The following is a 24,887-nucleotide window of genomic DNA, read 5'->3' on the forward strand; positions in this document are numbered from 1 at the left end:
TAGGGAGTAAAACGCAATGCGAAAGAAGATCCCAAAAACGGATTTGCTGATAACCTTTGAGGCTGTCGCACAATATGAAAGCTACACGCGGGCAGCCGAAGAGTTATCACTGACCCAGAGTGCCGTTTTCCGCCAGATAGCCGGGCTGGAAGAATTTTTAAATGTCTCGCTGTTCCATCACGTCCGTAAACGTATTTTCCTCAGTGATGCGGGAAAACATTACCTCGGGCTGGTGCATGAAACGCTGGATAAACTGGAAAAAGACACGCAGGATATTATGTCCTGGCAATCCTCTCAGCAACTGTTTGAACTGGCGGTCACGCCGACATTCAGTACACACTGGCTTATCCCTAATCTTCAGGGATTTCGTGAGAAACATCCGGAAATCGCATTGAGTATCAGTGCATTAACCACACCATCAGATTTTACCAGCCTGAAATATGACGCGGCAATTATGCGGGAAGATTTCTGTAACCCGTGGCCGGACTTTGAATATCTGTTTGAAGAAGAACTGGTACCGGTATGCAGCCGGATGCTGTGTGATGACAGTGTAAAACTCACCACCAGCCAGGTACTGGAAGAATTTACCCTGCTGCACCAGACCACACGGCTGGACGCGTGGAGTGACTGGTTCCAGCTTTCCGGAATTCATAACCCGAAAACCCGTGTCGGTCCGCGCTTTGATTTGCTCTCTATGCTTATCTCCGCGATCCGCTCCAATCTCGGTGTGGCACTTCTGCCGCGATTTGCGATACAAAAAGATCTGGAAAACGGCGATTTGGTTATTCCGTGCGACCTGCCGATGAGCACCGGCAACCGCTTTGTTCTCACCTATAAAGAGGACAAAAAAGGATCCCTGAATCTGCGTAAATTCAGTGACTGGATCCACCAGAAATCACGGGAAAAAGAACTGATATTGCCTTAATACCGGACGAAAAAAGTGATACCTCGCGGTATCACTTTTTCTTTTGCATCATTTCTTTTTACATCAAAGACGCTGATACTTATTTTTTATCTTTCGCAATTCTGTTGCGGATATTCTCAGCGCGCTCAGTTGATGGCGGGTGAGAGTCAAACATGCTGCTCTTGCCTTTATCCAGAGCGGCAAATTTTTCAAACCCGGTTGCCAGCCCTTCAGTAGAAATATTGCGTTTTTTCAGCAGATCGTAAGAGTAATTATCCGCTTCTGATTCCTGATGCTGAGAGAACTGCGAATTCACTAACTTCACACCCATATCAGCAAACTGAGAGTTGCTCAGCTGTGACGCAACACCACCGGCAGAGCCTGCCGCTGTTTTTGCTGCAACGGTGCCGTAAGCAACCTGCATCGCTTTACGGGAGTGACCAAGGGAAACGTGACCGATTTCATGACCCAGAACACCTTCAATTTCATTGTCAGTCATCATGTCCATCAGGCCGCTGTATACGCGCACACAGCCATTTGCCATTGCCCAGGCATTCACATCTTCTGTCATATACACTTTATAGTTAACATTGGTGCCATCAATATTAGAGCCTAATGATTTGGCAATTTTATTCATACGGGCAGTGTATTTACTTGATGCCGGTGCAATCTTGTTCTGCGCATCCATTTCTTTACAGGCGCCGTCAGTCAGTTTCACCATATCCGCATCCGTTAATGTTGCGGCCTGAAATAACTGTCCGCCGGATTGCGCCAGCGCGTCATAATTCATGTTCTGGCACCCTGCAAGTACTGTTGTTGTTAATGCAATAGCCAGAGCTGTTTTCAGTTTCATCATTTCCCTATCCATTTATTATTAATTAGCTTTATGTAACCTCTCAGAAAATAACAATTTTTGTTCATCCACCGGAAGCAGTCTATTCTGAAAAATCACAGAATATTCTCATTTTGAGATCAAAAACTCATTTTTATTGATAATGAAATGCGGTTATACCACCATTTAATCATTAGTATTTTTTTATATAGTCATATAAAAAAATCGCCCCTGTAAATAACAGAGGCGATATTCATAATATATACAGCAGGATTCACAGCAGAGCTGAGACTTACCAGTCAATTCCCTTTTGCGCTGCAATACCGACATCAAAAGCATGTTTGACCGGACGCAGCTCACTGACGGTGTCGGCCAAGTCTGTGATATCACGGTGGCAGCCCCGCCCGGTAATAATCACACTCTGATTTTCCGGACGATTTTTCAGGAATGAAATAATTTCATCCAGATCAATATACCCGTAGCGCACCATGTAGGTCAGTTCATCAAAGACAATCAGGTCATAAGAGGCATCCTGTAACATTGCCTTTCCGTACTGCCACACTTCCTGTGCCGCCCGGGTATCACCTTCTTTGTCCTGCGTGTTCCAGGTAAAACCGGTCGCCATGATATGAAACTCAACGCCCAGTTTTTCCAGAATATTGCGCTCGCCGCATTCCCACTGACCTTTGATAAACTGCACAACACCGACTTTCAAGCCATGCCCGACAGCGCGGGTGGCCGTCCCGAAAGCCGCTGTGGATTTCCCTTTCCCGTTTCCGGTGAATACCATCAGAACGCCACCGGTTTTCTGAGCAGCGGCAACGCGCTCATCGACATGATCTTTCAGTTTCTGTTGTCGTTGTTGATAACGTTCGTCACTCATGCAAACTCCTCAGGGAAAGTGTTAGATCAGGCAGGCTGACCCGCCACGCATTTATCACATTTTTTAGTCTGAACCTGCTCGAAGAAGTTGTTCCCTTTATCATCCACAAGGATAAATGCCGGTAGCCCTTCCACTTCCATTTTCCAGACCGCTTCCATACCCAGTTCAGGGTATTCCAGGATATCCAGGCTCTTCACATATTCCTGTGCCAGGATAGCCGCTGATCCGCCGATACTGCCCAGGTAGAAACCGCCGTGTGCTTTACACGAATCTGTCACTGCCTGACTGCGGTTGCCTTTCGCGAGCATCAGCATACTGCCGCCCATCGACTGGAACAAGTCCACATACGGATCCATACGGTTACCGGTTGTCGGCCCCAGGGAGCCGGAAACCAGCTCTTCCGGTTTTTTCGCCGGTCCCGCATAGTACACCATATAATCTTTGAAGTACTGCGGTAAGCCTTCGCCTCTGTCCACACGCTCTTTCAGCTTCATGTGCGCGATATCACGGGCAATAATAAGCGGTCCGCTGAGTGATACGCGGGTTGAAACCGGATACTTGCTCAGCTCTTTCAGAATGTCTGCCATCGGCCGGTTCAGGTCGATATTAACCATGTTGCTTTCATCTTCAGTACGCATGGACTCCGGAATGTAGCTTCCCGGGTTGTACTCCAGTTTCTCCAGCCAGATCCCGTCTTTTGTTATCTTCCCTTTGATATTACGGTCAGATGAACAGGAGAGCGCCAGACCAATAGGACATGAACCGCCATGACGCGGCAGGCGGATAATCCGGATATCATGCGCAAAATATTTACCGCCGAACTGTGCCCCGAAACCAAATTCGCGGGTCGCTTCCAGCAACTCCTGCTCCAGCTCTCTGTCACGGAATGCACGCCCCAGCTCATTGCCGCTGTCCGGCAGGTTGTCGTAATACTTGGTGGATGCCAGTTTTACGGTTTTCAGGTTCATTTCGGGTGAAGTACCGCCGATAGCAAATGCGATATGGTACGGCGGGCAGGCTGTTGTACCGAGGTATTTCATTTTCTCAATCAGAAAGGCTTTCAGACGGTCATGTTCCAGAATGGCTTTTGTTTCCTGGTACAGTGCCGTTTTATTTGCTGAGCCGCCGCCTTTATTGACAAACAGGAAGTGATATTCCGCCCCTTCGGTCGCGAAAATATCAATCTGCGCCGGTAAATTAGTGCCGGTATTCACTTCACGGTACATATCCAGCGCTGCATTTTGCGAGTAACGCAGGTTTTCACGACGGAAGGTATTGTAGATACCGCGGGATAAACATTCGGCGTCATTTGCGCCGGTCCATACCTGCTGACCTTTTTTCGCCACAATCGTGGACGTTCCGGTATCCTGGCAGTTCGGCAGCACGCCTTTCGCCGAAATTTCGGCGTTACGCAGCAGTTGCAGCGCAACATATTTATCGTTTTCGCTGGCCTGCGGATCACTTAATATTTGGGCAACCTGGCGCTGATGCGCCGGGCGCAGGAAATAGGAGGCATCATGGACGGCCTGCTCAGCAATGAGTGTCAGAGCCTGCGGTTCAACTTTTAACATTTCACGACCTTCAAATGTCACCGTTGAAACGTGCTCCTTGCTCAGCAAATAATAATCCGTTTTATCTTCAGATAACGGGAAAGGATCCTGATACTCAAAAGTTTTATTTGTCATTATATTCACTCGTATTAAATCAGAAAGAGAATGAAGAACATCCGACATAAGATTTAAAAATAGACATATCCTGACTGATTATGGTTGTTTATCACTGTTGAAAACAAATGATTAAAATGAAGAAGTTGGTGAATTTAAAGAATAAACCGGCACTTATCACTATATTTTCATTGAAATAACAAATAACCATAAAAACAATCGGATACAATATTAATTAACGAATTTAAAATGATAAAATAACATATTAAAACCATATTTAATGATAGTTATAAATTTATAAAATAATAAACTAAACTTTATTTTAATAAAAATGAGATCCAGTCTGCTAAATACAAAATAACAAAAGTGTAAAAGTGTTAAGCCGGTCATAGGATATTCCGTACCGGATAAGAAAAACCGCAGGCCGGAAAGTGCGGCCTGCGGTTTTACAGCATGTGAAGCCCGGTTCAGATGACGGTTCTGACCGGCTCCTGCTCTGTTAAATCGTCAGCAGATGCCTGAACAGAGGTTACCGGTGGCTTTCCGTGACACCCTTCCCCGTAATGCTCACCTTCCCAGCGTCCGACAATCGCCGCACCCATCGCATTGCTCATTACATTGGTTGCTGAGCGCCCCATATCCAGGAACGGATCAACCCCCATCAGCAGGATAAGCCCGGCTTCCGGGATATTAAACTGCGTCAGTGTGGCGGCGATCACCACCAGCGATGCCCGAGGCACGCCTGCCATGCCTTTGGAGGTCAGCATCAGGATAAGCAGCATAGTGACCTGGTCGCCCACAGAGATGTCAATATTGCACGCCTGCGCGATAAAAATAACCGCAAAAGAGCAATACGCCATTGAACCGACAAGATTAAAGGAATAGCCGATAGGCAGGACAAAACTGGCAATTTTATTGGAAACACCAAACTGCTCCAGTTGTTTCAGCGTGCCCGGAAAAGCGGCCTCAGAGCTTGAAGTGGTGAATGCCAGCAAAGCAGGCTCAGTGATCCCTTTTGTCAGGCGCAAAATACAGCGCCCGGTAATCAGCACCGCCAGACCAATTAATACCAGCCACAATGTTGCCAGGGTCAGGTAAAATTCACCCATAAAAATCCCGGCATTCAGCAATACCACCAGCCCGCGTTCGGCAATCATGCCTGAAATAGCCGCAAATACCGTTAATGGTGCAAACAGCATCACATAGCCGGTCAGTTTCAGCATCAGGCTGACAACGGATTCCAGCAGCGCCAGAATCGGCCGGCCTTTTTCACCTATCGCTGAAAGGGCAATCCCCATAAAGATTGAAAATACAACAATCTGCAATATTTCATTGCGCGCCATCGCATCAACAATGCTGGTCGGGATCAGGTGCGCGATGAAATTTTTCACCGAAAAAGCCACCACGGATACATTCTCAACAACCGTATCCGCCGGTGCCACAAAGTTAATACCCGCGCCGGGTTTGAGCAGGTTAACAATCACCAGCCCGAGCGTGATGGAAATAAATGACGCGCAGATAAACAAAAACAGCGTCTTGGAGAAAACCCGGCCCAGGGTTTTGGCATCGCCCATTTTTGCAATTCCCACCACCAATGTGGAAAGGATAAGCGGAGCGATAATCATCTTGATCAGGCGTAAAAAAATATCAGTGACAATTGAAATATCGGCAGAATACTGCTGGTTAAAGTCAGCCGTTGCCAGATTATTCAAAGCAAATCCGACGATCACCCCGAAAAATAATGCGACGACAATCCAGGTCGTTAAATTTTTTGACTTCATACTATCTCCGTTATGCTGATGTGTATTATTCTCCCGGGAGACTTAAATAAATCTGATTGATTATCTCTGTTATTGCCTGCAACAGAAAAAACCATACACAGAAAGAGGGGGAGTTAAGAACAATACTGACGTCTGCCTTTAACAAAATGATCAATAAAATACACCGCCATTCACATAGCAATGCGTAATTTTACCCACTGAACCGAACACAATTCAGCCATTATTTTGTTGCAGATTAAGGATCACGTAATCGATGTTACGCAATAAAGTTACTTTATTACTGTCATTCACATCACATTAACAATGATGTTTGGTTTTTATACGAACGGCCTGTTTTTCATTAAGAAATATGGCTCTCAGAAAATCATACTCCTTTTTTATTTGATATGGCGCGCTTTATTGTTTAATTTTTTGTTGCTGATAAAAACACCAACATCTTCTTTTCTATTAATTTTATTTATAAAAAAAAAGGCAGCACACTGTGCCGCCCTCTCTGAAAAATCATCCTGTAATCCGCTTATTTTGGCAGAACGCCATAACCACGGAAATTACCTGTCTGTTTCATAAAATCATTGTGATACTCATTCTCTGCAACGGTATTTGAAGAGCCACTTTTTGCCGAAGCAGAAACCAAAGCCATTGTTGTCTGGTGGATTTCATCATTGAGCTTATCGTGAATATCCGCATTATCTGACTCCTTTATCTGTGTCAGAAGACCGGTTAATTTTACAGCCTGCTTCTGTGTCTCTGCATCCTTAAAAGCAGGCACAGGAATAGTATAATCAAAGGTCATATTCACACTGTCTTTGATTTCATCTCCGGGAGCCGCCGGAGCCAATTTTTGACCATAATCAGACGCGATATAAGCGACTAATTCCGCCTTATCAAAACATTTTGTTTTAATATTACCGACAGACTTGCGGTCACCGGTGGTAATTTCATCCGGGAATGGCTTACCAACCGGATAGCTGCAATTAAACAGGTTATGGTCAATCATTACCGCATTACTGCTGCGCACCGGCATCTGTAATTCATGACCATTAATGGTGACATCAAAAAGCGCCGGTTTAAAACGGGCACTCTGACCTTCTGTCGCATATATTTCCGATAACATATAATAAACGTGATTATCCGGGTTAATAATGCCGCCACTGTTATTTTCATACACCATAAAAGTGTATTTCTCACCTTTTGCATTCTGAATGCTGTGCATACCGGGTGATAATTTAACGCTGCCGGTCGTTCCCGGCTCAAGGGCATAATCTTTATCATCCACTTTAAATGTCAGCGCGCTGTTCGCCGGATTACTGTACCAGAACTCATTTTTTGTACTATCAGGATCCAGGCTGTCACATGCTGCTGCCAGTAAAACAGCAACGCTTAATACACTTAATTTTAATGTGGTTTTCATTTGCTATCTCATTATATCTTCGGATTATAAGCCCGATATTATCAATCATTATTTGCAGGGTACAGATACAATCTCCACCTACATTGACTCTGTCAAAACAGGATAATGCGAAAAATTACCGGAATGGCTAAATAGTTATTTCTATACTTTGGATTAACCCATTCTTACCGCAGATTCTTTTTTTACTATCACCAATCAGCCTTATTTTTCAGACAATATCATCATCAGAAAAATAAATGATATATACCCAACGTCATTCAGGGTGCAGGTTCGTTGGCGGGGTTATTGTGCATTATGTGCACTCTCTGCATATTAACGTACAACCGTAACCCGTTCAGTGTTATGTTTTTTCAGAGATTATTTTATTTACCGGATGGCCCGCATGATGATTTTTATGGCAGTTGCTCTTGCCCATTTTATTGCACTGATAAGCCCGGGACCTGATTTTCTGTTGATTATTAAAAGTACACTGCGTAATACCCGGTGGGTCGCATTCGGTGTCGTCTCCGGCATTGTTACGGCTAATGCGCTCTATATTATGCTCTGTTTAGCCGGTGCCGGCGCTATTCTCGCGCAATCAGTCACCTTAATGATCATCATAAAGTTATTCGGCGGGTTATTTTTGCTTTATATCGCGTGGCAGGCACTGCGGGCAAAAAAAATCAGATTATGCTTTTCTGATGGCGCAGGCTGCTGAAAATACAGAATCTCGCCGTCAAAGTACTTTTTTTAAGGAATTCCTGGTTGGCTTATCATCAGGGTTATTAAACCCGAAAAATTTATTATTCTATTTAAGCCTCTTTACTGTCGTACTGGAAAGTCAGGATAACTCAGCATTATTTAAAACCGGCATCGCGCTCTGGATGATAATGGCAGTGTTAATATGGGACAGTCTGATTATGTATCTTCTGACCCGTCCGGCGGTACGTCATCAATTTAACCGCTGCGCATTCTGGATAGATAAAACGGCGGGTGTTATTCTCGGAATGGTCGGGCTGAAAATACTTCATATGACATTTAAAAATCCCTCTTAGCCGGGGGTTTTCCTTAGTGTTTGCAGAAAATTGTTATAAATTTCAATGAAATTTTCTTTAAAACCCGGATAATCGACCAGATTTTTAATATTGAGCGTTATATGGCTCATAAAGCCGTGAATTAAGCTGCACAGCAGATCGATGTTATAATTTTTAATACAGCGCTCTGCTTTCAGCTCACTGAGAATACTATCAACCCGCCCGCTGATATAACACTGGTTAATATGTTCAAATTCATACCAGCCGAGCACAGGCATAACTTCCTGAATCGGAATAAGCCCGCGGTAATGCCCCTGCAGGTAATCAATAAAACAACTGACAATGTCTTCCAGTTCCTGCCATTTATCCGCCGGCGGCACAATGGCATCAAGCCGGGCGCTTATCCGCTGTAATTGTGCTTCATAGCAGTGCAGTAACACATCACGTTTATTTTTAAAGTGATGATAAAAAGCGCCCTTTGTTACCCGGGCATCACGGGCAATTTCATCAACAGAAACCGCCTGATAGCTCTTTTCAATAAAAAGCTGATGAGCCGAATTGAGCAATGCCAGGCGCGTTCGCGCTGAACTTTCCTGTTGCCCGGTCAATGTGTTCATGGTAAATATAACCCTGTTACATACCGCTGGTATGTAATCGTATCACAGTATTTTTTTGTGTGCCAATGAGCCGGAAATCCGTATGCTGAAACATAATACCGCCACATCCGAACCCGTTGATTTATCATCAGTTCCGGAGAAAGAACAGGATGAAAATGCCTTTTATCTCAGTGTGATAAAAGACATTATTTTATGGATTGAGCATAACCTGAATAAATCACTGCAACTGGATGTGGTTGCGCAGCGATCCGGTTATACCAAATGGTATTTCCAGCGGATCTTCAAACGATTTACCGGCCTGACACTCGCCGGGTATATCCGCAGGCGTCGTTTGACCAAAGCCGCTACTGAGCTGCGCCTGACCACAAAAAATATCGGGGATATCGCCCTTAAATATCAGTTTGATTCTCAGCAATCCTTTGCCCGGCGTTTTAAAGCGGTGTTTGAGATGACGCCGACAGAGTACCGCCAGAGTCCGAACTGGGATCTGAACACGCTGCAACCCCCGCTGCGCACAGACGTAACCGCGCTGCCACAACCGGAAATTGTGGTTCTGAATGCTATCCCTTTGCATGAAAAGGGTTATCACTATCTGTCATCATTAGATGAAATAGGGCATTTACATGAAGAGATCCGCTGTACATTCTGGCGCGATTTTTTCCAATTAGTCTCACCGGATATTCAGCACTGTTATGTCCGGACCGCCTGGGACAATATGGCCGATGATCCGGAAGGTATTGCTATCAGCTATTATATTGGTGTTGATGATACTGCGTTAATCCGTCAGGAAAATCAGCTCACACCGGCAGTTATCAGCCGTGGGAAATACGCGAAGTTTCATTTTGATGGTTTATTCAGTGATTACCGCGACTTTACCTTCAATATGTATCTTTACTCGTTACCACAGCTCGGATTATGCCGCCGCCCCGGTCTTGATATTGAAAAACATACCCGCACAGAAGAAATAAGTGACAATCTGCCGCAGCGGCTGCGGGTCGATTACTATATTCCTGTCCTCTGAGTTATACCCTTATTCATTCAAACCGCAGGTTCGCTGGCTACACTCAGCCAGCCAATGATTAATACTGACGCCGGTTTATTTTTTGTAACATAAAAATAGCCGGCTGATGGTAAAAAATCGATTCCGGTCAAAATACAACCACCAGAAAATCAATATAATATATCAGTACTGAGCATTCACCCACCGGCAGTTAAATAAAATCACTACGGATGGATTTATGAATAAACTGACCCCGCTTAAACCGGTTCCCGCCTTAATTGCTATCGTGATTACCTTAATTATCTGGTTTGTTATTCCTGTTCCTGACAAGGTTGATCCAAATGCCTGGCATTTGCTCGCTCTGTTTGTCGGGACTATCGCGGCGATTATAGGTAAAGCGCTGCCTATCGGCGCTGTCGCTATTGTGGCCATTGCGCTGGTTGCCGTAACCGGCGTAACTAATCCGGATTCTGTTAAAGGTGCAATTAATGATGCACTGAGTGGTTTTTCCAATGAACTGATCTGGCTTATCGGTATTTCAATTATGGTTTCCCTGAGCCTGAATAAGACCGGGCTGGGCGCGCGTATCGGCTATTATTTTATTTCACTGTTCGGCAAACGGACTCTGGGAATTGCGTATTCCCTGGCCATTGCCGAAACAGTTCTTGCTCCGGTGACCCCGAGTAATACCGCGCGCGGCGGCGGAATAATTCACCCGATAATGCGCTCCATCGCTGACAGTTTTAATTCAAAAGCCGAAGATGGCACGTCAGGTAAAATAGGACGCTATCTTGCACTCGTTAATTACAATACCAATCCTATTACCTCCGCCATGTTTATTACGGCTACCGCACCTAATCCGCTGATTGTCACTCTGATTGTTCAGGAAGCTGGTGCCGGCAGCGAACTCAGCTGGTCAATGTGGGCAATTGCCGCCTTTTTACCTGCTCTGATTTCACTCATCACCATGCCGCTGGTTATTTATTTTCTGTATAAACCGGAGATTACCGCCACACCTGATGCGCCGGATTTCGCCCGCGCGCGGCTCAATGAACTGGGACCGGTTTCCCTGCCGGAAAAAATCACACTCGGTGTATTTATCCTGCTTCTGGCGCTGTGGTCCGGTATTCCGGGCCTGCTGTTCGGCGCAGAGCACAATGTTCATCCGACAACCGCCGCCTTTATCGGCCTTACCGCTCTGCTGTGCAGCGGTGTGCTCTGCTGGGATGATATTCTGAAAAACAAAGGCGCGTGGGATACGGTCGTCTGGTTCGCCGCCCTGGTGATGATGGCATCATTCCTGGGAAAACTCGGGCTGATAAAATGGGTGTCACTCACTGTCGGCAGCGGTATCGACCATATGGGAATCAGCTGGATGGGCGGCATGTTGCTGCTGGTTCTGTTCTATGTCTATTCTCATTATTTCTTTGCCAGCACCACCGCCCATATTACCGCAATGTTTGCTGCTTTTTATGCCGCCGGGTTATCACTCGGCGCCCCGCCTATGCTGCTCGGACTGACACTGGCATTCTCATCCTCCCTGATGATGTCACTGACCCATTACGGCACAGGAACCGCGCCGATTATTTTCGGCTCCGGCTATGCCACTCTCGGGGAATGGTGGAAAACAGGGCTTGTGATGAGCATTGTTAATCTGATTATCTGGATTGTTACCGGCAGCCTGTGGTGGAAATTCCTCGGATACTGGTAATGTATTGTCACAAAAACAGCTATGCAGCCAACGAACCCGCAGTTTGAATGAATAAGGGTATACCCAACGTCATTCAGAATGCAGGCAGGCGGCAAGGGAAGCCAGACGGGGAGCATACATGAGTATGTGACCCGGCTGGCTGAGAGCAGCCAACGAACCTGCAGTTTGAATGAATAAGGGTATAATTAAGAATCATCGGATGAGGAACACTTATATACTAACCGGTCTGTCTTATCAGTTATTTCACGGAAGGAATTATGCAGACAATAAAAATACAACCGGAGTCCGCCGATACAGAGGCAATCCGGGCTATTGAGCAACTTGCAGATATTCCCGCACCTTATTACGCTGTCACGCCGTCAACAGAAACACGTTATCAGCAGGCGCTGACACAAGCGGATAATTACCACCGTGAACATAATTCAGTTTATGCCCGGCTATATAACGCCAACCCGTCCCCGGTTATTCCTGCCGGACTCTTTAACGATATATGTCCGGCAATACAGGCTGATGATAAAAATGCCGGACACATTCAGCGCGCCATGAAGACTATTCTCAGAGAGAACGGACTGACAACCACTACACCATCGCGTTTTCTGTTGCTGTCAGACGGTTTAATCACTGCTGTGCGGGATGGTGATACCGCTATTTTCCCGGGATTAACATTATTCGCCCCGGTCAAAGAGTGTGTTTGTGCCGTATCGGCTGACGGAGGCACAGACGCGGCACTGGCCTGGTCTGTACTGAAACGCTGGGCAGAAGAGTCAGATCCTGTTTATATCTTAGGGTTAACACATCACATGGAACATCTCGCGCAGCACTGCCCTGAGCCGTTTTTGCTGAAAGGGACGGTTAAAGGCTTAACTGGGCGCGGACAACACATTGATCGTCCGGCAGTGGCCGGAAAATTACAGCTGACACTCCGTGCAGCATCAACTGATCTGTGTGAAATTTACGGCGTTCCTGAACACCCGCTGCATTATATCAGCTGCAAAGAAGGGCATTTTCATATCCCTGCATTCGCCCGCTTTGCCCTTATCGGTGACGACGGCAACCCCGCAGCCCCGGGAAAACGCGGGCTTCTTCAACTGGAAACGCCGCTTCTTACCCGGTTGTCAGCACAACGGCTGCTGACAATGGATGAATGTGAACAGGGAACCGGCTGTCCGTGCGGCTGCGCACTGCCCTGGCTTCATTATCACCGCACTGTTATATCCCCGGAAAACCACTGTGCCGCTAGCTGAGCGTAGCCAACGAACCTGCAGTTTAAATGAATAAGGAGATACCCAACGTCATTCAGAATGCAGGCAGGCGGCAAGGGAAGATAAACGGGGAGCATACATCAGTATGTGACCCGGTTAGCTGAGTGCAGCCAACGAACCTGCAGTTTGAATGAATAAGGGTATATATGATGACAGATGAAATCAGACAACGCATCAGTGCGGTAAAAGCCTGGCTCAGTGACCCGCAGACCCGGAAATTACTGTTTTCAGCAGATCCTGCAACACAATCTTTCTGTCAGTTGCGCCTGCAATGGCTGGCGGACAGTAATGCGCTGGAGCATCAGGCAGAAAAAGATCTGGGACTGGCTCCCTGGCTGGCACCGGAACAGATCCTTATCATTGATGACGGATGCAACCCGCTCAGTACTCTGGATACCTTTCTTACCGCCTGCCTTACGGGATCGGCCATCCGCATTAAAACCCGGCACCACCGGGAGTGGCTGATTACTCTGTGCCGACATCTGGACCCGGGCAATACGCGGTATGATGTTGTTTGCCCCGGACTGAGTGATGCCGCTCTGCTGCGCGGCACGGATACCGTTATCCCGGCAGGTGATGATGCTCTGATCCGCCACTGGCGGACTATCACACCGTCGTATATCCGGCTTATCGAATCAGCGCCGAAAATCAGTGCTATGGCGATATGTGGCGCGGATCTGCCTGCACCGGAACTGATTTTGTGGGATACCTGCCTGTTCTCACAACAGGTAAACAGCTCGCCACGCTTTATCCTGCTGGACAGCCCGATGATAGCAGAACGGCTTTATCTCTCACTGGTTCAGCTTCTGGATGAATTGCCCCGCCTGCCGGAATCGGTCCGTTTATTACAGATGGCAAAAAGCAAAGAACTGACACTGCGCCATATTCTGACACCGCCATTAAAACCGGCTGCTTACAGCCCGGGTTCAGGCTGGGGAATTACACTGCAACGGACATTTGATCCTGACCAGTTTTTACCGTACGGGTTTAATTTAATTGCAGGTGATACACAAGAAAACCTGAAACGGGCAGCCAAACACTGGCCGGGGCAGCTTGAGACGCTCAGTTATCACGGACGCACTGATCTGCCGGCGATAAAAGCCTCACGCTTTACCCGCCACTGTGCTGCCGGGCAGATGCATAACCATCCGCTTTGCCTCAGTTCCACCGTCACATTTATCGCCGATGATAACAGGGCAAAAACGACGGCCTGATGTCATAACGCAACATGTAGCGTCCGCACACATCAAACTTACGCAGCCTGACACCGGATCTGGTATAATCAGGTGTCTCATCATAACTACGGATCTGAGCCTGATGACCATCGCAGCACCTGTTTTTTTACTTGCTCCGCCTCAGCGCGACGAAGCCGAATACCTGACAACTCTGTGTCTGCGCTCAAAGCAGTACTGGGGATATGATGAAGAATTTATGGCAACCTGTCGTGATGATCTGACCATTACGGCGGCTGACTTTGACCATTCCCGGCTGATGACAGCCCGCATCAACGGAAAAATAGCCGGAATAGTTCAGCTGACAATCAACCGCCGGGAAAAGAACGGCAAGCTGTCCAAACTCTTTGTTCATCCGGATTATTTACGGCTGGGGATTGGAAGTGCGCTGTATCACTGGGCAGTTTCAGCGGCACAGGCACAGCGTGTAAGTGCTCTGCTGATCGATGCGGACCCGAATGCAGAAGCTTTTTATATCCGCCAGGGTGCTATCCGTATCGGAGAAACGCCATCGGAATCTATGCCGGGCCGGGTACTGCCGCTGCTACTTATCTCTCTGCATTAATAACGGTGCAGTTTTTGCGTCAACCTCCGCCGCATGTCGGATCAGTGCCGGAAAATCACGCTCTGTAAACGGCAGCAGTGTCGCCGGCAAATTACCCATATCGCGGGCAGGCCATAATTCAAATGCGGCTAAATCTGCCAGTGACCAGTTGCGATAATGCTGCGGTAACGCCAATCGCATCGCGGCCGCCGTTTCCTGTTCCGGCTGTGACGGCAAACGATCGTCCTCCACATTATAATCCCGGTACAACACCAGAAATTTCTCCGGCACCCGCTGACGTTTATCCCACCAGTGTCTATCAATACTGTCAAATGCAGCACGCGTTGCATCTGCAGGTTGCGCGGACAACTGTGCCAGTGCGGACGGCAAAATGCCCTGCATTCCCCGGTTAAAATCCGCAACCGACCTACCGTGTCCCTCAAGCAGCAGGGTTATCGCAAGACGTGCCCCCAGCAGATTGGAATAGAGATCTTCCGGGGTAAATGCCGAAATTTCCTCAGAAAATCCCGGAACAGAATGATATCCGTACCATTGAGCAATTTCATGCCACACCGCCATCCGAAACGCGAGGCGTGCCGCCAGATACACGCTCAGGGTATAGCGGTCTGCCGCATTATCCGGTGGCGTAAACGCCCGGAACTGAACACGGCGGGAAGCCAGCTCATCAGTTAATGTCAGCATCCACGCCTCACCAAGGCGCGGGTAAATCTGCGTGAACAAGTAATATGTGTAATCTGCGGTATCCCGCACATGGGCGATATCAATAAATCCCCCTTTGCGGGAATAAATAATACCCAGATTTTCATTACTTAAACCAATGACTTCCGTTATCCCGAACCAAAAACTGTCATTATAGACATGCTCGCCGAGGCTCTCTGTCGTCAGAACATTGCCTATCCGGTAAAAGGGAACAGGAACCGGCCCCAGTTTTGCGCCCAGGTCATACCCGAACGCACAACAAGGGCGCAGCCCTTCAGGTGCGGAGACGTTCTCAGAGACAGGAAATACCTGGTTTGCAACTTCACTGGTCTGTGGCGTGAGATTCGCCGTCACAGACGGAACCTCAGTCACCCGGCTCTGACAGCCGGACAGAAACAGAATCAACGCAATACCGGTGATAATGCCACGCATCAGAATGCTTCCCCGACCTGGAAATAAAAACCGCTGCTCTGCTTACCGACACCAAAATCGAGCCGCACATTCATTCGTGGCTTGAATTCAAACCGGTACCCCACACCCGCATTCGGCAACCAGTGACCGCCACCGAGATGGCGGGCGCTGTCACTCATTGTTCCGCTGCCCGCCCAGAACACAATACCGTGCCGCCAGTCCAGCTTGCGCCGGTATTCCACCTGAGTGGCGAAAATATGATTATCCTGATAACGACCATTGTAATAGCCGCGCATCTGCCGCCCGTTTCCCAGGTGAGAAAACTGATCCCACGGTACATCGCCGGACGCAAAGCGCGCGAAATTATCAAATGCCAGAACGTTTTTTTCATCCAGCGGATAATAATAATTGTACTGAATTTCAGTGGTATTAAAGCGGCTGTCACTGCCGATTGACGGCGCATAATAAGTATAGCGGAGATCAAGCGCCTGTCCGTGACGTGCATTCGGCAGGAAATCCCGGCTGTCATAGCTGAATGTGGCGCTGACGCCGGAGTTCACTGAATGTGAACCAACATTATTTTCTGCCATATAATCACGGAATGGTTTATCCGGCGATGCCACATTCAGGGTGCTGAAATCCCAGCCCAATCCCAGATATGTATTATCAGCCACACGGCGTAACAGTGACGGCGTAAGCCGCAACTGCTGTGACTTATATTCAGCAAAATGATCTTTGTGGCGTCCGGCCTGATAGCCTTTTCCCCAATAATTTGTCGGAACATTATTGAGTGTACCGCTCAGATAAAAACGCCAGCGATCATCATCAAGATACGTATAGTTATTCAGATTCAGCCCGAAAGCGCCGGTTGATGATGCAAATCCGCTGAGTGACAGTGTCGAAATTTTGCTCTCCGGGGCACGGTCCGCCTGATACATCCCCACCAATGCAACACCGACGCCTAATTCCAGCTCCGGCGTATAAAAAGGACCGGGTAAAACACCCCAGTCAATGGTTTTACTGCGATCAAACTGATTATTACTGCCAAGTCCTGACAACGCATGATCAATGTCGTCGCGGGAAGGTAAAACGGTGGCAGTTGCTGTGTGTGCCGTTACCAGGCCGGTCAGTACCAGCCAGGTAACGTAAATACGAAACGTCATTAAAAACGGAACTCGCCGGAGATAAAGAAACTATTACGATTATTAAAACCCACTTCTGAAATAATATTAAAATTGCGGGTTACTTCTAAACGTGCGCCGACTAAATTGCTCCATTTATGAGCAAGATGCTGTTCAACATCGAATTTCATATCCGGGTCAAACATACCCACTAATTCCTGAAAATCAGGTGGTAAATTTAATCCGCTGATATCCCCTTTAAAGCGCTGGGTAATATCCTGATACATTGCCCCGGTCCAGACCTGTAATTTTGTATTACCCTGTCCGGAAATTAACGGCGAAAAAATAAATTCATAACCAACACGCGGTGAAATAACCAGCGCTTTAATATCCCCGTCGAGAATATCCAGGTTTGTTTTGGTGTAGTTAAAATCGACTGTACCAAAAAATTGTTCATACCCACCGGCAAGTGTCACACCAGCACCGTAGGTTTTCCCTTCAAAATCAAGTTTAAAATCCATGGGGTCATAACCTGCATCCTGCCCACCGAGTTTAATACTGTTAATAGCCGCATTTGAAGATCCTTTTGTTTTTCCGTACAAACCATAAACGTTCATAAACGGAAATATCCAGGAATCCAGTTTTAACATATGCGTTTCGCTCTTTTCACGCGTATGTCCGGCATCAACATCAATGATATCTTCTAAACCGGGAATTCGGGGTGAAATAAAACCGATTTTATCCACCACAATATCCTGGTGAAGATTCATATAGTTATAACCGATACCAAACGGCTCCGGGATATCATATCCACGGGCGCGGGCGTCATCCCCCCAGATGGGCAGAATGCGGGACTGGGATTCTGACGGGCGTGTCGCATCAATTGAGCCATCATCATTTTGTGATGCGCCGCCGGATTGGCTGACACTTAATGACAGTAAAGGCCCGTCAGCAAAGGCAAAAACGCTCAGGCTCAGGGAGCCGGTAATAATCAGGGAATGGAGTATCGGGCGTAACATAATATAAGCCGGTATTATTTAATTAAATGGTGGTGAATTCTAACGGCTAAACACCTTAAATTGCGAACATTATGTGCGAATATTAACAATTATTGCTATTTGTTATGCCTTATTGTTTATGTGCGTTATAGTTTCAATAAAAAAACAAATAATGTACCCGTATTTCTATGCAGAGCCCCCAGACAGAAGTAAAATAAAATAATAATCTTATTAAAACTTAATTATGTAATTTATTTTGACGAATACATTTAAAGTAACAATATTATTAATATTCATTATTGTGCTTACTATTTTTATTTCCCATAATCATTACCGCATTAAAGCACAAACACAACTAACCCAAAAGGAATTATATTATATGATGATGGTATTTTAGAGTTTGATATGGTCGATAAAAATAATCTTGGTCATCTTTATCCACACACAGTTGTTTATCAGATCGCCTGTAATCATTATATCTTAGCTGAAGATGAAGATGCTAATTACCTGATCAAGCCTATTTTAAAGAGCGGAAGATTAGGAGGAATTATTGTTGATAAACAATTCCGTTATTATTATGACATTATTCAGGCAGCATATGATGAATATACGTCCACAACATTTATTTGTTGTGTTAGTTTATCCTGGAAAGCAATAGAAATTTTTGAAACACATGAGAATGGACTGAAAGCAAAAGTCCGGACAGACTATGTTATGGATGACAGAAAAACATGTAACTTCTTCTTTATCCGCGGGCAGCTTTACCTCTATGAACGTGGTGAAGATGCAAATGGTAAATACACTATTAAATCAATCAGAGTTGTGTTTGAGTAAACCGTATACATCACAGATATATAATACTGGTTAACAAAACAATAATAGACTACCGCTAAATACACAGTAAAAAAAGTGAGGTGTTTACCTAATTAAAACAAATTTCACATTTACTTGTTGATATTATCGTAAAATGTTCTAAATTAGGGCTAAGCACATAAGATAAAACCTTTTTACTTAAGATAGTTATTATTGTTAATAACAAGGTACTCCGCTATAAGAGTACTAAGTAAAAGCGGACATTGTGCCTGAGCAACCGTTAACAGTACCTCATATTCTTCTTATTAAGATATGAAAATAGTTCGGCACCCTTATTAGTTCTGAGTGTAGCATTACTGAGTTGATATTTAAAACTACGGGTAACACCGTACATAACACTATTAATTCACATAAATAGAGAGTGACTGTTCACGGATTAGAACTCCGCTCAATATTTGAAATCAAATTAACCGTTTATCTGTGATGTAGTTTGCAATAACGCGTTTAACAGTAAAATAGCTGGTATTTTGTATCAGTTATTACCCTCCCAAAGCCACGTAGTGAAAATTACGTGGCTTTTTTAATGCCGAGACTTGATAAATAACGATTACTTAGATGAAATTAGTAAAAATTTACAGATTAGCTTATGCAGTTTAAAAAAATACCTCATATCTGCACCAAAAGTGAATGTATGTGTAGAAATTTAAACTACCGGGTTGATAATATGTCAATAGTGAGAGAAGTCAGTCCAACCACAGAATATGGCTGATCAGGTACTGCGGTAAGAACCGGGATAGCCATCCCCACCCGGGTTAACCTTAAATAACCTCACTTATGCGATCCCACTCCATCTTTTTTAATAATTCATGCCACTGTATGAAGGATGTCCCTTTTTCATCAGAATCTGTGCTATTTTAAACGTATTGGCGAAAACCGTACCGCAATGCGGATGGTTGATAAATAACAACTTTTTCAGCGTGCTAACAGAATACCTATGACTGACAACCAAAATCTTGACTCACATACCCCTATGATGCAGCAGTACTTCCGGCTGAAAGCTCAGCACCCTGATATCCTGATGTTTTACCGCATGGGGGATTTCTATGAGCTGTTTTTTGACGATGCCAAACGGGCATCTCAGTTGCTGGATATCTCGCTGACCAAACGCGGTCAGACTGCCGGACAACCTATTCCGATGGCGGGTGTACCGCATCATGCAGTGGAAGGGTATCTGGCAAAATTGGTACAGCTCGGGGAATCAGTGGCGATTTGCGAACAAATCGGCGACCCTGCCACCAGCAAAGGACCGGTTGAACGAAAAGTCGTCCGCATTGTGACACCGGGAACCGTCAGTGATGAAGCCCTGTTACAAGAGCGCCAGGATAACCTGCTGGCAGCAGTCTGGCAGGATGCGCGCGGGTTCGGTTACGCCACACTGGATATTACATCCGGTCGTTTTCGTATTTTACAGCTGGAAGATAAAGATGCGATGGCGGCGGAATTGCAACGCACGCGCCCTGCCGAGTTACTCTATCCGGAAGATATGACTGATTTTGCTGTTATTCAGCATCAGCAGGGTCTGCGCCGCCGCCCGCTCTGGGAATTTGAAATCGGTACTGCCCGCCAGCAGCTGAATTTACAGTTCGGCACCCGCGACCTGCATGGGTTCGGCGTCGAAAATGCCCCTCTTGCACTACAGGCGGCGGGCTGTCTGCTGCAATATGTGAAAGATACTCAGCGCACCTCACTGCCGCATATCCGCAGTGTGACGCTGGAAATCCTTCAGGAAAATGTGATCCTCGATGCCGCCACCCGCCGTAATCTGGAAATCACACAAAACCTCAGCGGCGGAACAGACAATACGCTCTCATCCGTTCTGGATCTGTGCGTCACGCCGATGGGCAGCCGGATGCTCAAGCGCTGGCTGCACTCCCCGCTACGGGATCGCACTGTGCTGGAAAACCGCCAGAAAACCATCGGCGCGCTGATGGGCATCAGCCCTGATATCCAGCCGGTCCTGCGCCAAATCGGCGATCTCGAACGTGTTCTTGCGCGCCTTGCCCTGCGTACTGCCCGCCCGCGGGATCTGGCCAGAATGCGTCATGCATTCACACAGTATCCGGATATTCAGGCACAGCTTAGCAGTATTACTGACCCCTATATTGAAACATTACAAAAACGTATAGGTCAGTTTGATGAATTACAGGCACTGCTCGAACGGGCTGTCGTGGAAGCACCGCCCGTGCTGGTGCGTGACGGCGGTGTTATCGCTCCGGGCTATAACGAAGAGCTGGATGAGTGGCGTGCGCTGGCAGACGGCGCGACTGATTATCTCGACAGGCTGGAAATCCGTGAGCGGGAAAAACTGGGTCTTGATACGCTGAAAGTCGGGTTCAACGGCGTTCACGGCTACTATATCCAGGTCAGCCGCGGGCAAAGCCATCTGGTGCCAATCCACTATGTGCGCCGCCAGACACTGAAAAATGCCGAGCGCTACATTATTCCCGAACTGAAAGAGTATGAAGATAAAGTCCTGACATCCAAAAGCAAAGCACTCGCGATTGAAAAAGGGCTGTATGAGGAACTGTTTGATCTGCTGCTGCCACATCTGGAAGCGCTGCAACGCAGCTCCGATACACTGGCAGAGCTGGATGTGCTGACTAACCTGGCAGAACGGGCTGAGACACTGAACTATGCCTGTCCGCAACTGACAGATAAAACCGGTATCCGGATAACCGGCGGACGCCATCCGGTGGTTGAGCATGTGCTGGCAGAGCCGTTTATCGCCAACCCGCTGACCATGTCACCGCAGCGCCGTCTGCTGATCATTACCGGTCCGAATATGGGCGGTAAAAGTACCTATATGCGGCAAACTGCGCTGATCACCTTACTGGCGTATATCGGCAGTTTTGTCCCGGCAGAAAACGCAGTGATTGGTCCGGTGGACCGGATTTTCACGCGTGTCGGCGCTTCTGATGATCTCGCATCGGGTCGCTCCACCTTTATGGTGGAAATGACGGAAACTGCCAATATCCTCCATAATGCTACGGAGCAAAGCCTGGTACTGATGGATGAAATCGGGCGCGGCACATCCACTTATGACGGGCTTTCTCTTGCCTGGGCATGTGCAGAAAGCCTGGCAAACCGTATTAAAGCACTGACGCTGTTTGCCACTCACTATTTTGAGCTGACAACACTGCCGGAAAAACTGGAAGGTGTGGCGAATATTCATCTTGATGCCGTTGAACACGGCGATACTATCGCGTTTATGCACAGTGTGCAGGATGGGGCGGCAAGTAAAAGCTATGGTCTGGCGGTTGCACTGCTCGCCGGTGTACCGCGTGATGTCATTAAACGGGCAAAACAGAAACTGCGTGAGCTTGAAACACTGTCACTGAATGCAACAGCCGGGCATGTGGATACGCCACAAATGACACTGCTGGATACCCCCGAAGAATCCTCCCCTGCGCTGGAAGCACTTGCATCCGTCAATCCGGATTCACTGACACCGCGCCAGGCACTGGACTTACTGTATCGCCTGAAAGATATGCTCTGAGGTAATCAAAAAAAAGACAGCGAAAAGGGGGAAGCGATTCCCCCTTTTGATTATTTACCGTTAATGCTTACCGTTACTATCTACCGTTAAATAGTATTCGTTAACTTATTACTCGTGACGATTTTGAGATCCACATTCAACCAGTCAATTAGTTGAATAATGAATTCTCACATAACCCATGATTATGCAGAATGTCTTTCAGGCGGCGTAATCCTTCCACCTGAATCTGACGCACACGCTCACGGGTTAATCCTATTTCGCGCCCCACATCTTCCAGTGTTGCCGCTTCATAGCCCAGCAGCCCGAAACGGCGGGCAAGAACTTCCCGCTGCTTAGGATTAAGCTCAAACAACCACTTAACAATACTCTGCTGCATATTGTTATCCTGAAGGCGGTTTTCCGGCGTGACCTCATTCTCATCAGATAAAATATCCAGCAGTACTTTATCTGAATCCGCGCCGACCGGCGTATCCACTGACGTAATGCGCTCATTAAGACGCAGCATACGGGTGACATCATCCACCGGACGATCAAGCTGTTGTGCTATTTCTTCCGCAGTAGGTTCATGGTCGAGTTTTTGTGCTAATTCACGGGCGGTTCGCAGGTAAACGTTCAGTTCTTTAACAATATGAATTGGCAGGCGGATGGTGCGGGTCTGGTTCATGATAGCCCGTTCGATAGTCTGACGGATCCACCAGGTGGCATAGGTTGAAAAACGGAATCCTTTTTCCGGATCAAATTTTTCGACTGCGCGGATCAATCCGAGGTTTCCCTCTTCAATCAGATCCAAAAGCGCCAGACCACGGTTACTGTAGCGACGTGAGATTTTAACCACCAGACGGAGGTTACTTTCAATCATACGCTGACGCGCAGCGGGATCGCCCCGCAATGCGCGTCGTGCAAAAAAAAACTTCTTCTTCTGCGCTGAGCAGTGGTGAAAAGCCTATCTCACCAAGGTAAATCTGAGTGGCATCCAGGACACGCTGACTGACATTCTGTGATAGCTCAATATCAGAACTGAGGTCATCCTGTTCCGCCTCTTCTGACTGCTGTTTTTCATCAAACAGCGCCTCTTCTTCCTCAGTTTCAGCTTGCTCTGCGACAAATGTTTCGTCGTATGACTCGTTAACGTTCAGTGAATTACGGCTCATCAGCTTGCTCCTACCCTAGATAATTCAGGCAGAACAAGCTGTTCTGCCGTTTATCGCTGCGGTAAATACTGCAACGGGTTGACTGATTTTCCCTTGTAACGAATTTCAAAATGTAATCTGACTGATGTGGTTCCGCTGCTGCCCATTGTGGAGATTTTCTGACCGGCAGCAACATCCTGCTGATCTTTAACCAAAATGGTGTCGTTATGTGCGTATGCCGTCAGGAAATCATCATTATGTTTGATGATGACCAGATTGCCGTAACCGCGTAACGCATTGCCGGTATAAACCACCTTACCCGGCGCTGAAGCAAAAACAGGCTGTCCACGTGTACCACCGATATCAATACCCCGGTTACCGCTGGTAGGTCCTGTGTAGTTGGAAATGACATTGCCTTCCGCTGGCCAGCCCCATTTAAAGGAACCACTATTTACGGCAACAGGCGCGCTGGTTGTGACTGAAGGTGACTTAACGACGGCTGGTGTGACTGCGCCTGAGTTACCCTTCGCTTGTGCGGTGACCTGTGGTGACAGCATCTTACCGCCGGTTGATGTTGCGCCTGCTGATTCAGAATACGCATTAGTTGGTTGAGAATCAACCACCCTGTTTTGCGGAGTATTCTTATTTGTTGCTACCTGAGTGCCGCCGCTGACCGGTGCAATGTTATTACCGCCGCCATTGCTTAATCGTATCACCTGCCCTTCGTTCAGGCCGTAAGGCTCGGGAATATTGTTCTGTGATGCCAGTTCGCGGAAGTCAGATCCGGAAATATAAGCGATATAAAATAAGGTGTCGCCGCGCTGAACGGTATACGTATTTCCGCTGTAACTGCCTTTCGGAATGGATTCATAATCACGGTTATAGCGGATACGTCCATCATTACTGGTCTGAATATTTGCAGCACGCGGTTGTTGCTGTACCGCTGTCCGGCTCACAGGCTGTGAATTTTCTGAGCTGAGTTGCGGACGTCCCGGCATCGGTGTGGAAACCGAAGAATTACTGTTGTCATTGCCGGCTGTCATCACAGGCGCGCTGCTGCTCTCTTCCACACTGCTGATTGGTGCGGCATGATACGGCGTTGAGCAACCGGCCAAAACCGTGCTCACCAGCGACCCGAAAGCAATCCATCGTATTGCTTTCATAGGGTTTCCTGAGTTCATATTTCTTCTCCCAAAACCGGAAACGTTGCGAAAACTGACAATCATAAAATCACCATGCGAAAATCGTCCGCATGGCAGGATTGTATTATTAAAACAGATACTA

At 47.0% G+C, this 24,887-nt stretch carries 20 protein-coding genes and 1 pseudogene; 10 read left to right on the plus strand and 11 right to left on the minus strand.

Annotated features, from left to right (window positions below):
• The first annotated feature begins 16 nt into the window (after window positions 1-16).
• On the plus strand, window positions 17-925 hold the full coding sequence (locus AYY16_RS14870) for a LysR substrate-binding domain-containing protein (RefSeq protein ID WP_067368221.1): 909 nt from the start codon (window positions 17-19) through the stop codon (window positions 923-925).
• A 79-nt stretch (window positions 926-1,004) separates the two neighbouring features.
• On the opposite strand, the gene loiP is transcribed toward AYY16_RS14870, so the two are convergent.
• The 5 genes from loiP to AYY16_RS14895 form a co-directional block, all read right to left on the minus strand.
• Entirely contained in the window at window positions 1,005-1,757 is a 753-nt protein-coding gene (loiP, locus tag AYY16_RS14875) for a metalloprotease LoiP (protein ID WP_067368399.1), read from the minus strand.
• A gap of 271 nt (window positions 1,758-2,028) precedes the next feature.
• Window positions 2,029-2,619: a cob(I)yrinic acid a,c-diamide adenosyltransferase gene (gene cobO / locus AYY16_RS14880; RefSeq protein WP_067368224.1), complete on the minus strand. Its 591-nt coding sequence runs from the start codon at window positions 2,617-2,619 to the stop codon at window positions 2,029-2,031.
• 26 nt (window positions 2,620-2,645) lie between these two features.
• Window positions 2,646-4,304 carry a fumarate hydratase gene (locus AYY16_RS14885; protein ID WP_067368227.1) on the minus strand — a complete coding sequence of 553 codons (1,659 nt, stop codon included), beginning with the start codon at window positions 4,302-4,304 and terminating at the stop codon, window positions 2,646-2,648.
• 446 nt (window positions 4,305-4,750) lie between these two features.
• On the minus strand, window positions 4,751-6,064 hold the full coding sequence (locus AYY16_RS14890; protein WP_067368231.1) for a dicarboxylate/amino acid:cation symporter: 1,314 nt from the start codon (window positions 6,062-6,064) through the stop codon (window positions 4,751-4,753).
• Between the two features lie 517 nt (window positions 6,065-6,581).
• A complete protein-coding gene (locus AYY16_RS14895; RefSeq protein ID WP_067368234.1) occupies window positions 6,582-7,475 on the minus strand; it encodes a hypothetical protein in 894 nt (297 codons plus the stop codon).
• Between the two features lie 382 nt (window positions 7,476-7,857).
• Between AYY16_RS14895 and AYY16_RS21465 the strand changes: the two genes are divergently transcribed.
• Window positions 7,858-8,172, plus strand: a complete 315-nt coding sequence (locus tag AYY16_RS21465; RefSeq protein ID WP_268874154.1) for a LysE family translocator — start codon at window positions 7,858-7,860, stop codon at window positions 8,170-8,172.
• Window positions 8,156-8,509 (plus strand): LysE family transporter, encoded by a 354-nt coding sequence (locus AYY16_RS21470; protein WP_268874155.1) that lies wholly within the window; start codon window positions 8,156-8,158, stop codon window positions 8,507-8,509. The genes AYY16_RS21465 and AYY16_RS21470 overlap by 17 nt, the downstream gene beginning before the upstream one ends.
• Here AYY16_RS21470 and AYY16_RS14905 read toward each other — a convergent pair.
• The gene (locus AYY16_RS14905; protein WP_067368237.1) at window positions 8,506-9,105 is read right to left on the minus strand and encodes a TetR/AcrR family transcriptional regulator; all 600 of its coding nucleotides are present in this window, start codon (window positions 9,103-9,105) and stop codon (window positions 8,506-8,508) included. The genes AYY16_RS21470 and AYY16_RS14905 overlap by 4 nt on opposite strands.
• Window positions 9,106-9,187: 82 nt before the next feature.
• Here AYY16_RS14905 and AYY16_RS14910 point away from each other — a divergent pair, with 82 nt between their 5' ends.
• The 5 genes from AYY16_RS14910 to AYY16_RS14930 all read left to right on the plus strand — a co-directional run bounded on the left by AYY16_RS14910 (window position 9,188) and on the right by AYY16_RS14930 (window position 14,875).
• The gene (locus tag AYY16_RS14910) at window positions 9,188-10,126 is read left to right on the plus strand and encodes a helix-turn-helix domain-containing protein (protein WP_067368240.1); all 939 of its coding nucleotides are present in this window, start codon (window positions 9,188-9,190) and stop codon (window positions 10,124-10,126) included.
• Between the two features lie 217 nt (window positions 10,127-10,343).
• Window positions 10,344-11,816 carry a DASS family sodium-coupled anion symporter gene (locus AYY16_RS14915; protein WP_067368243.1) on the plus strand — a complete coding sequence of 491 codons (1,473 nt, stop codon included), beginning with the start codon at window positions 10,344-10,346 and terminating at the stop codon, window positions 11,814-11,816.
• 257 nt (window positions 11,817-12,073) lie between these two features.
• Window positions 12,074-13,060, plus strand: coding sequence for a hypothetical protein (locus AYY16_RS14920; RefSeq protein WP_067368246.1), 987 nt, complete (start codon window positions 12,074-12,076; stop codon window positions 13,058-13,060).
• Between the two features lie 164 nt (window positions 13,061-13,224).
• A complete protein-coding gene (locus AYY16_RS14925; protein ID WP_150385002.1) occupies window positions 13,225-14,292 on the plus strand; it encodes an aldehyde dehydrogenase family protein in 1,068 nt (355 codons plus the stop codon).
• Window positions 14,293-14,395: 103 nt separating this feature from the next.
• Window positions 14,396-14,875 carry a GNAT family N-acetyltransferase gene (locus AYY16_RS14930; protein ID WP_067368252.1) on the plus strand — a complete coding sequence of 160 codons (480 nt, stop codon included), beginning with the start codon at window positions 14,396-14,398 and terminating at the stop codon, window positions 14,873-14,875.
• On the opposite strand, the gene AYY16_RS14935 is transcribed toward AYY16_RS14930, so the two are convergent.
• Genes AYY16_RS14935 through AYY16_RS14945 form a run of 3 tightly spaced genes read right to left on the minus strand, consistent with a single transcriptional unit; the run spans window position 14,855 to window position 18,125 of the window.
• Window positions 14,855-16,006: a DUF4056 domain-containing protein gene (locus AYY16_RS14935; protein ID WP_067368254.1), complete on the minus strand. Its 1,152-nt coding sequence runs from the start codon at window positions 16,004-16,006 to the stop codon at window positions 14,855-14,857. The two genes, AYY16_RS14930 and AYY16_RS14935, sit on opposite strands and share 21 nt — an antisense overlap.
• Entirely contained in the window at window positions 16,006-17,148 is a 1,143-nt protein-coding gene (locus AYY16_RS14940; protein WP_067368257.1) for a BamA/TamA family outer membrane protein, read from the minus strand. The genes AYY16_RS14935 and AYY16_RS14940 overlap by 1 nt, the downstream gene beginning before the upstream one ends.
• Complete coding sequence (locus AYY16_RS14945; protein ID WP_067368259.1) at window positions 17,148-18,125, minus strand: hypothetical protein; 978 nt, start codon at window positions 18,123-18,125, stop codon at window positions 17,148-17,150. Before AYY16_RS14945 ends, AYY16_RS14940 begins: the two co-directional genes overlap by 1 nt.
• Before the next feature lie 384 nt (window positions 18,126-18,509).
• Between AYY16_RS14945 and AYY16_RS14950 the strand changes: the two genes are divergently transcribed.
• Together AYY16_RS14950 and mutS are read left to right on the plus strand one after the other, a co-directional pair.
• On the plus strand, window positions 18,510-18,938 hold the full coding sequence (locus AYY16_RS14950; RefSeq protein WP_067368262.1) for a hypothetical protein: 429 nt from the start codon (window positions 18,510-18,512) through the stop codon (window positions 18,936-18,938).
• 973 nt (window positions 18,939-19,911) lie between these two features.
• A complete protein-coding gene (mutS, locus tag AYY16_RS14955) occupies window positions 19,912-22,473 on the plus strand; it encodes a DNA mismatch repair protein MutS (RefSeq protein ID WP_067368265.1) in 2,562 nt (853 codons plus the stop codon).
• 148 nt (window positions 22,474-22,621) lie between these two features.
• Here the strand turns inward: mutS and rpoS are convergent.
• Together rpoS and nlpD are read right to left on the minus strand one after the other, a co-directional pair.
• Window positions 22,622-23,624, minus strand: a pseudogene (gene rpoS, locus AYY16_RS14960) (RNA polymerase sigma factor RpoS).
• A gap of 50 nt (window positions 23,625-23,674) precedes the next feature.
• Entirely contained in the window at window positions 23,675-24,784 is a 1,110-nt protein-coding gene (gene nlpD / locus AYY16_RS14965; protein WP_067368268.1) for a murein hydrolase activator NlpD, read from the minus strand.
• Window positions 24,785-24,887: the final 103 nt, after the last annotated feature.

Origin of the sequence: Morganella psychrotolerans (assembly GCF_001676155.1) — a bacterium.
Lineage (GTDB): Bacteria > Pseudomonadota > Gammaproteobacteria > Enterobacterales > Enterobacteriaceae > Morganella > Morganella psychrotolerans.

Excerpts from the sequence above, each read along its gene's own strand:
- AYY16_RS14945 (WP_067368259.1), bottom strand. The coding sequence starts at position 18,125 with ATGTTACGCCCGATACTCCATTCCCTGATTATTACCGGCTCCCTGAGC.
- AYY16_RS14920 (WP_067368246.1), top strand. The coding sequence starts at position 12,074 with ATGCAGACAATAAAAATACAACCGGAGTCCGCCGATACAGAGGCAATC.
- AYY16_RS14895 (WP_067368234.1), bottom strand. The coding sequence starts at position 7,475 with ATGAAAACCACATTAAAATTAAGTGTATTAAGCGTTGCTGTTTTACTG.
- AYY16_RS14950 (WP_067368262.1), top strand. The coding sequence starts at position 18,510 with ATGGTCGATAAAAATAATCTTGGTCATCTTTATCCACACACAGTTGTT.
- AYY16_RS14935 (WP_067368254.1), bottom strand. The coding sequence starts at position 16,006 with ATGCGTGGCATTATCACCGGTATTGCGTTGATTCTGTTTCTGTCCGGC.
- AYY16_RS21470 (WP_268874155.1), top strand. The coding sequence starts at position 8,156 with ATGGCGCAGGCTGCTGAAAATACAGAATCTCGCCGTCAAAGTACTTTT.
- AYY16_RS14905 (WP_067368237.1), bottom strand. The coding sequence starts at position 9,105 with ATGAACACATTGACCGGGCAACAGGAAAGTTCAGCGCGAACGCGCCTG.
- AYY16_RS21465 (WP_268874154.1), top strand. The coding sequence starts at position 7,858 with ATGATGATTTTTATGGCAGTTGCTCTTGCCCATTTTATTGCACTGATA.
- mutS (WP_067368265.1), top strand. The coding sequence starts at position 19,912 with ATGACTGACAACCAAAATCTTGACTCACATACCCCTATGATGCAGCAG.
- AYY16_RS14890 (WP_067368231.1), bottom strand. The coding sequence starts at position 6,064 with ATGAAGTCAAAAAATTTAACGACCTGGATTGTCGTCGCATTATTTTTC.
- AYY16_RS14915 (WP_067368243.1), top strand. The coding sequence starts at position 10,344 with ATGAATAAACTGACCCCGCTTAAACCGGTTCCCGCCTTAATTGCTATC.
- loiP (WP_067368399.1), bottom strand. The coding sequence starts at position 1,757 with ATGAAACTGAAAACAGCTCTGGCTATTGCATTAACAACAACAGTACTT.
- AYY16_RS14930 (WP_067368252.1), top strand. The coding sequence starts at position 14,396 with ATGACCATCGCAGCACCTGTTTTTTTACTTGCTCCGCCTCAGCGCGAC.
- AYY16_RS14940 (WP_067368257.1), bottom strand. The coding sequence starts at position 17,148 with ATGACGTTTCGTATTTACGTTACCTGGCTGGTACTGACCGGCCTGGTA.
- nlpD (WP_067368268.1), bottom strand. The coding sequence starts at position 24,784 with ATGAACTCAGGAAACCCTATGAAAGCAATACGATGGATTGCTTTCGGG.
- AYY16_RS14870 (WP_067368221.1), top strand. The coding sequence starts at position 17 with ATGCGAAAGAAGATCCCAAAAACGGATTTGCTGATAACCTTTGAGGCT.
- cobO (WP_067368224.1), bottom strand. The coding sequence starts at position 2,619 with ATGAGTGACGAACGTTATCAACAACGACAACAGAAACTGAAAGATCAT.
- AYY16_RS14925 (WP_150385002.1), top strand. The coding sequence starts at position 13,225 with ATGATGACAGATGAAATCAGACAACGCATCAGTGCGGTAAAAGCCTGG.
- AYY16_RS14910 (WP_067368240.1), top strand. The coding sequence starts at position 9,188 with ATGCTGAAACATAATACCGCCACATCCGAACCCGTTGATTTATCATCA.
- AYY16_RS14885 (WP_067368227.1), bottom strand. The coding sequence starts at position 4,304 with ATGACAAATAAAACTTTTGAGTATCAGGATCCTTTCCCGTTATCTGAA.